Annotated in this window: 2 protein-coding genes; one reads left to right on the forward strand and one right to left on the reverse strand. The window is 72.2% G+C overall.

What is annotated here, in order from left to right; all coding sequences use genetic code 11:
- Window positions 1–437: 437 nt before the first annotated feature.
- Window positions 438–2,858: an AAA family ATPase gene (locus D6689_10050; protein ID RMH41819.1), complete on the reverse strand. Its 2,421-nt coding sequence runs from the start codon at window positions 2,856–2,858 to the stop codon at window positions 438–440.
- 134 nt (window positions 2,859–2,992) lie between these two features.
- On the opposite strand from D6689_10050, the gene D6689_10055 reads away from it, so the two are divergent.
- Window positions 2,993–6,126 (forward strand): hypothetical protein (locus D6689_10055; protein RMH41820.1); only part of this gene is annotated, 3,134 nt, incomplete at its 3' end.

The raw sequence follows: 6,126 nt of genomic DNA on the forward strand, positions 1-6,126 counted from the left end.
CGCTCGCCGGCCGCTCGAGCGCCCGTCTCCCTCTCAGCCTACGCTGCCGCTTGCTGACTTTCCGGGCCGATTTGCGGCAGAACGTTGGGCGTCATGACACGTATGAAGCCTACAAACGCGAGAATCGCGGCGTCGTGTGCGACGGCGATCCGGAGCAGTGATCAGCCGGCAGCCCGCACGCGGGTTGATCCGCGCCGCCGCCGATGAACCGTATTGCGGAAGCGGCCGGCGCGCGGGGAATTGGTTCGGAGCGGGATGACGAGCCACGACCGCGGCGCGTAGGTGGACGGCAAACCGGTTACCGCGCCCACATTCCCTTGCGGCGGACGCAGGTTGGCGCGGCCGGTGGCGTCACTTGCCGCGGTCGTCGCGGGTTCGATGCCGAGCGTCATGCGGCGGGCCGGGCGCTGGCGGGGTTGTGGCCGCGGCCGCGGCGGTCAGCGGAAGCCGGCGGCGGTGCGGGCGGCGGGTTTGATGCGGTGTTCGAGTTCGAGTTCGGCGACGAGCTGGTCGCGGTCGGCGCGAACGCCGAGGGCGCGGTAGCGGCGCGCGACGACGGCGAAGTCGCCGGGGGCCAGGCGCGGCAGCCGCGCGAGGTCGCGCTCGACGGCGGCGAGGGCGCGGTCGTCGAGGGGGTGGTCGAGGATGTCGCGGAAGTGGCGCGCGAACAGGGCGGCGGCCTGCGGCGGCCGGAGCCACTTGAACTCGATCTTGAACAGAAACCGGCGCACGACGGCGGGATCGAGGTCGCGCCACAGGTTGGTTGTGCACGCGACGACGCCGCGGTAGGACTCGAGCTGCTGGAGGAACTCGTTGCAGTGGGACACTTCCCAGCGCTGCAGCGCGAAGTCGCGCGAGCGCAAGAAGCTGTCGACCTCGTCGAGCAACAGGACGGCGCGCGAGTCGGCGGCGCGGCGAAAGATCGCCTTGATGGCCTTCTCGGTCTCGCCGACCCACATGCTCAGGATGTCGGAGGCGCGCCGGTATTCGACGGGCCGGCCCATGCGGTGGGCGAGGTAGCGCGCGAATCCTGACTTGCCGGTGCCGGGCGGACCGAACAGGCAGAGCGTGAGGCCGTGGCGGCCGGTCGGCTGCCAGTTCGCGAGGCGGTCGGCGAGTTTGCGCAGGTCGGTGTCGGCGCAGGCGGCGTCGACGTCGTAGGTGCGCGGGTCGAAGGAGACGTCGTCGGCCGGCGACTTTCCGGTCACGAGGGTCGTCAGCGGTTCGAGGCAACGCTCGAGGGTGTCGCGGTCGACGCGGCCGTCGTCGGAGGCGATGCGGGCAGAGCGTACGGCGGTCTCGTACAGGGCCGCGTTGACGTCGAACCGGGTCGCGGTGGCGACGAGGTCGTCCTCGGTGATGCGGTCGTCCTCGTTGATGTGGCGGGCGAGGATGCGCGCGCGGCACCGGGCATCGAGCGCGCCGAACTCGATCGCGTAGGCGAAGCGGCGCAAGAACGCGGGGTCGATGCCCTCGGCGCGGTTGGTGATCCACAGAGTCGGGATGCGGTTGGTCTCGAGCAGGTCGTTGAACCATTTTTTGGACATGCTCGTGCGGGCGACCGGGCGGCGTCCGCCGAACATCGGCTCGCGCCACTCGAACAGGTCCTCGAGTTCGTCGAACAGCACGAGGGCACGTTCGTCGGGGAGCAGCCGCTGGGCCATGCGCAGCGACGACAGGCGCTCGCCGGGGGATGCGGAATCGCCGTCTTCGTCCGTACAGCCGACGGCGTACAGCGGCACGCCGATGTCGGCGGCGATCGCGCGCGCGAGTTCGGTCTTGCCGGTGCCGGTGGGGCCGCAAAACAGAACGTTGATGCCGCGCTCGCCGGCGCGGAGGGCGCGCGACAGCAGGCGGCGGACGAGTGCGACCTGTTCGCTCAGGTGCTCGAAGTCGGCGATGGTCAGGGTCGGTTCGGGGGCGAGACTGAAGAACCGGTCGAACAGGATGTCGGGCGTGAGGTCGCGGTCGACTGCGAGTTCTGCGATGCCTTCTTTCAGTTCGAACTTGTCCTGGAGCTCGTACTCCTCGTCGTCGTCGATCGTGACGATGCCGGTGTCCACCAGGCGGCTCTCGGGGGCGAGCGCGGCGACGACGTCGTCAACGTCGGCTTGGATGGCGACGGACACGACGTACGCGGCGTCGAACACGCGCGCCGTGTCGAGCATGTTGGCGAGCAGCGGCACGGGTCGCGCGTGGTGCAGCACGACGAGGAATTGCACGATGGCGGTGTCGACGTCCGACAGGCCGACGGCGTCGGCGATGATCTGCAGGTTGCGTCGCAGGGGGTCGGGCGGCCGAGGGACCGGGACCGGCTCGATGGCGCGCAGGTGCGCGCGGATGACCCTGCACAGCTGCCGGGTCGTGAGGTCGTACGGGTCGGTCGCATCGTCGCCGTCGCGGTCGCGCGGGCGCCGGCGTTGGGTGCGCACGCGGCGGCGGACGCGGGCTTCGCCGCCATCGCTGTCGTCCGCGGCGTCGGCTCCGCGGGAGGCGCCGGCGCCCGCGTCCGCGTCGCGAACCGGGCCGGGGTCGCTCACGACGATGTCGTCGCCCGCGCTTCGCGCACCGCGTCGAGCGGTGCGCTCGAACCGCCCGCGCCGCGGCCCGGGCGGTTCGAGCAAGTCGGGGTCGACGCGGTCGCATCCCAAGAGGCGCGCCGGCACCACACCGCGCGCGACGAAGTCCGCGAGGGCGCGTACGTTGCGGCGCAGCGGCGTGCCCGCCAGCAGGTTGTGGCAATAGGCGAGCGCCAGTTCCGGGATGCCCGGCAGGACGGGCGCGTCGGACACCGGGATACCGCGCAGGTGGCGCCTCATCGCCTGAAGGTTCTCGAGACTCAACAGTGTGCCGGACATGCCTCCTTTGTACGGAACGACCGCTTCGACGTGCGCGGCGGTTTGCGGCGGCCGCTCGCCTCAAGGAACGGGCGGGCGGGCCGATGTGCGTACGCAGGATGCACGCATCACTGAGGGGGATTGCTGTCGCCGTCGTGTCCGTATGGGTGCCTGCCGCGGTCGCCGCGCCGCCGCCGCCGGGGCCGGCCGCGACCTCCGCGTTCGGGCCGCGCCCCGAGTACGCGCCGGGCGTGCCGGTGACGATGGTGGTCGACGACTTTGCGTCGATCGAGCCGGGGATCACCGACCAGCGCGCCGCGGAAATCGCCAAGGCGATCGCGGAGTGGTCGGCGCGCGGCATCGACTACGGCGCGTACTACGGGTTCGGCGCCGGCTACGGCGACCTCGACGGCGCGCGGGTGGACCTCGACGGCACGCCGGTGGTGGCCGAGGTCGGCGGCTACATGGCGTCGCCGACTCGCGCGGCCTACCGGGCGTGGCTGATCGCGTCGGGCGAACTGGCGGTGGACCTGGGCGCGACGCACGTGTTTCTGGACCTGGCGTCGCGGGACTTCACGACGCTGTCGTTCGACGGCGAGGTCGTCGCCGCATTTGCCGACTGGATCGGCGAGCCGGGCTTCGACATCGCCGCGCACCTGCGGTCGCTCGGCTATCCCACCACGTCGGCGCTCGTCGCCGCGCGCGACTCGGGCGATCCCACCCTCGCGTCCGACCCGTACTGGCAACTGTGGGTCGCGTTCGATCCGGTCCTCGAGCGGCACATCTTCGAGGAGTGGGCGTCGGCGCTCCGCGCGCGGGCGGCGGCGTACGGGCGCACGGTCTATCTGTCCGGCAACCGCAACTTCGACGGGCCGGATACGTGGCTCACGGGCGACCTGTTCGACTACCTGATCAGCGAGACGTTCCTGGACGCGCTCGGCTACCCGGCGCGCGATCTGGCGTTCCAGTACAAGACGGCCGTCGCGTTCGGCCGGCGGTTCTGGTCGTGGAACTTCCCGAACAACACCGGATCGCTCAACGGGACCAACGACCCGTGGGCCCAGGCGCCGTGCAACGCGCTCGACCGGCTGTTCGTCGCGCAGACGTTCGCCAACGGCGGTCTGTCGCAGGTGTGCGGCGCGGGATGGGTGTACTTCCACCAATACGGCTATCTGCCCGACGAGGTGGCGCCGCTATACTTGTTGGTCGCGTCGCACCCCGAGCTGTTCGACCACCCGGAAGCCGGCGAGGTGGCGCTGTGGTTTTCCGAGGCGTCGGAGCGGCTCGACTCGGGCGGCCACGCGCGGTCGTTCCGCGGCGCGAGCTACCTGCTGTCGGACGCGCACCGCCCGTGGGATGTCGTGTTCGCCGCGGATCCGATGGCGCGCGACGGCGCGGAGCGGCTCGCGCTGGCGGATCTGCTGCCGTATCGCGCGGTCGTGCTGGCCGGCGCGCGCGCCCTGACCGACGAGCAGATCGGGATGCTCGAGGATTACCTGGACGCCGGCGGCGTCGTCATCGGGTTCGGCCCGGTCGGCGATCTCGACGCGACCGGCGCGGACGTGTCGGCGCAGCGGACGTTCGACGACGCCTTCGGCCGGGATGCGGTCGATACGACGCGATACGCGGGGACGATCGTCGCGTTCGCGCAGGACCTGGGCGCGCAGGTCTACGACGGCGCGGCCGACGCGGCGGTGCGCGCCGCGGCCGTCGACGCGTGGCGGGCCGCCGTCGATCCGGTCGTGCCGCCGGAGATCGCGACCGACCTGCCGTCGACGGTCCACGTGACGCGGTTCGAGCGCGTCGCCGACGGCTCGCACGTCTACCACCTGGTGAACACCGACTACGACGCGGCCGCGGGCGCGGTGACGCCGGTCCCCGAGGGCGCGACGTTCGCGGTGCCGGTGCCGCCGGGCTTCGTGGGCGCGCCGACCGTGACGCTGCTGCAGCCCGGCGCCGCGGCGCAGGTGATCCCGGCTGCGGTCGACGGCGGCATGGTCACCGCGACGCTGCCGGCGCTCGGCGACTGGACGATCGCGGTCGTCGGCAGCGCCGTCGGGCCCGACGCGCCGGTCGATCTGCCGCCGTGGTCGTCCGTGCACACCGTCGACAACGCGCTCACGACCGTGGACGACGCGCTGGCCACCGGCGGCCAGCGGCCGGACGTGGTCGACGCATCCGGCGAGATCCTCTACCCGTACTGGTACTGGAAGGGGGGAAACCACGGCGCGGTGCCGTTCGAGGTCCCGGTGCTGGCGACCGGCGCGGCGCCGATCGCGACGATCGAGCTGTGGTACCGCTACGACGGCGGCGAGGGGTACGGGCCGTGGACGCAGTACGCGTCGGTGGCGCCCGCGTCGCCGGCGCGCACCACGATCGAGACGATCTCGTTCGACGCGCCGGACGGCGAGGGCTACTACCAGATGTACGTGCGCGCGATCGACGAGGAGGGGCGCGTCGAGGAGGTCATCGCCGGCCCCGAGACCGGCTACGGGGTCGACTGGACGCCGCCGGAGCCGCCGGTGGTCACCGAGGCGTCGGGCGCGCTGTCCGGTCGCTGGCAGGAGGTCACGGATCGGCCCGTGTTCCAGTGGACGCCGCCGGTCGACGCGCTGTCGGGCCCGGCGAGCGCGAACCTATCGCTCGTGGTGGCGGACACCGGCGCGACGGTCGCGACCTGCCGGATCGCCGACACGGCGACGATGACCCGGTGGGATCCGGCCGACGGGACCGATTGCACGGGCGACTCGGACGTGACCTCCGGCGGCGCGCTGGCGCCCGGGGCCTACATGCTGCGGTTTCAGGTCGAGGACGAGGCGGGCAACTGGAGTCCGAGCTACGCGGTGTTCTGGTTCTACTACGGACCGCTCGCGGTCGACGACGTGCGCGACGTGCGGGTGACGCCGCAGGACGGGGCGATCACCGTCGCGTGGGATCCGCCGGCCGACCCGCGCTACGCCTACGCCGGCATCTACGTGCGGCCCGCCAACGGCGACGGCAAATGGAATCACCTGTGGTCGACCCCCGATGCGACGGTCACCGAGCAGGTCGTGCGGCTGAAAAACGGCGTGCCGCGGCAGGTGATGGTGGTCGCGTTCGACGCGGACGGGCGCCCGGGCAACCAGGTGATCGCGCCGTGCGTGTACACGCCGGGGCCCGTGCCGGTGACCGACTGCGGCAGCGGCAGCGGCGGCGAGCCGGACGCGGGGATGCCGGACGCGGGGATGCCGGACGTGGACGCGGGGATGCCGGACGCGGGGGCGGGGATGCCCGACGCGGGAATGCCCGA

This window comes from Deltaproteobacteria bacterium (assembly GCA_003696105.1).
Classification (GTDB): domain Bacteria; phylum Myxococcota_A; class Polyangia; order Haliangiales; family J016; genus J016.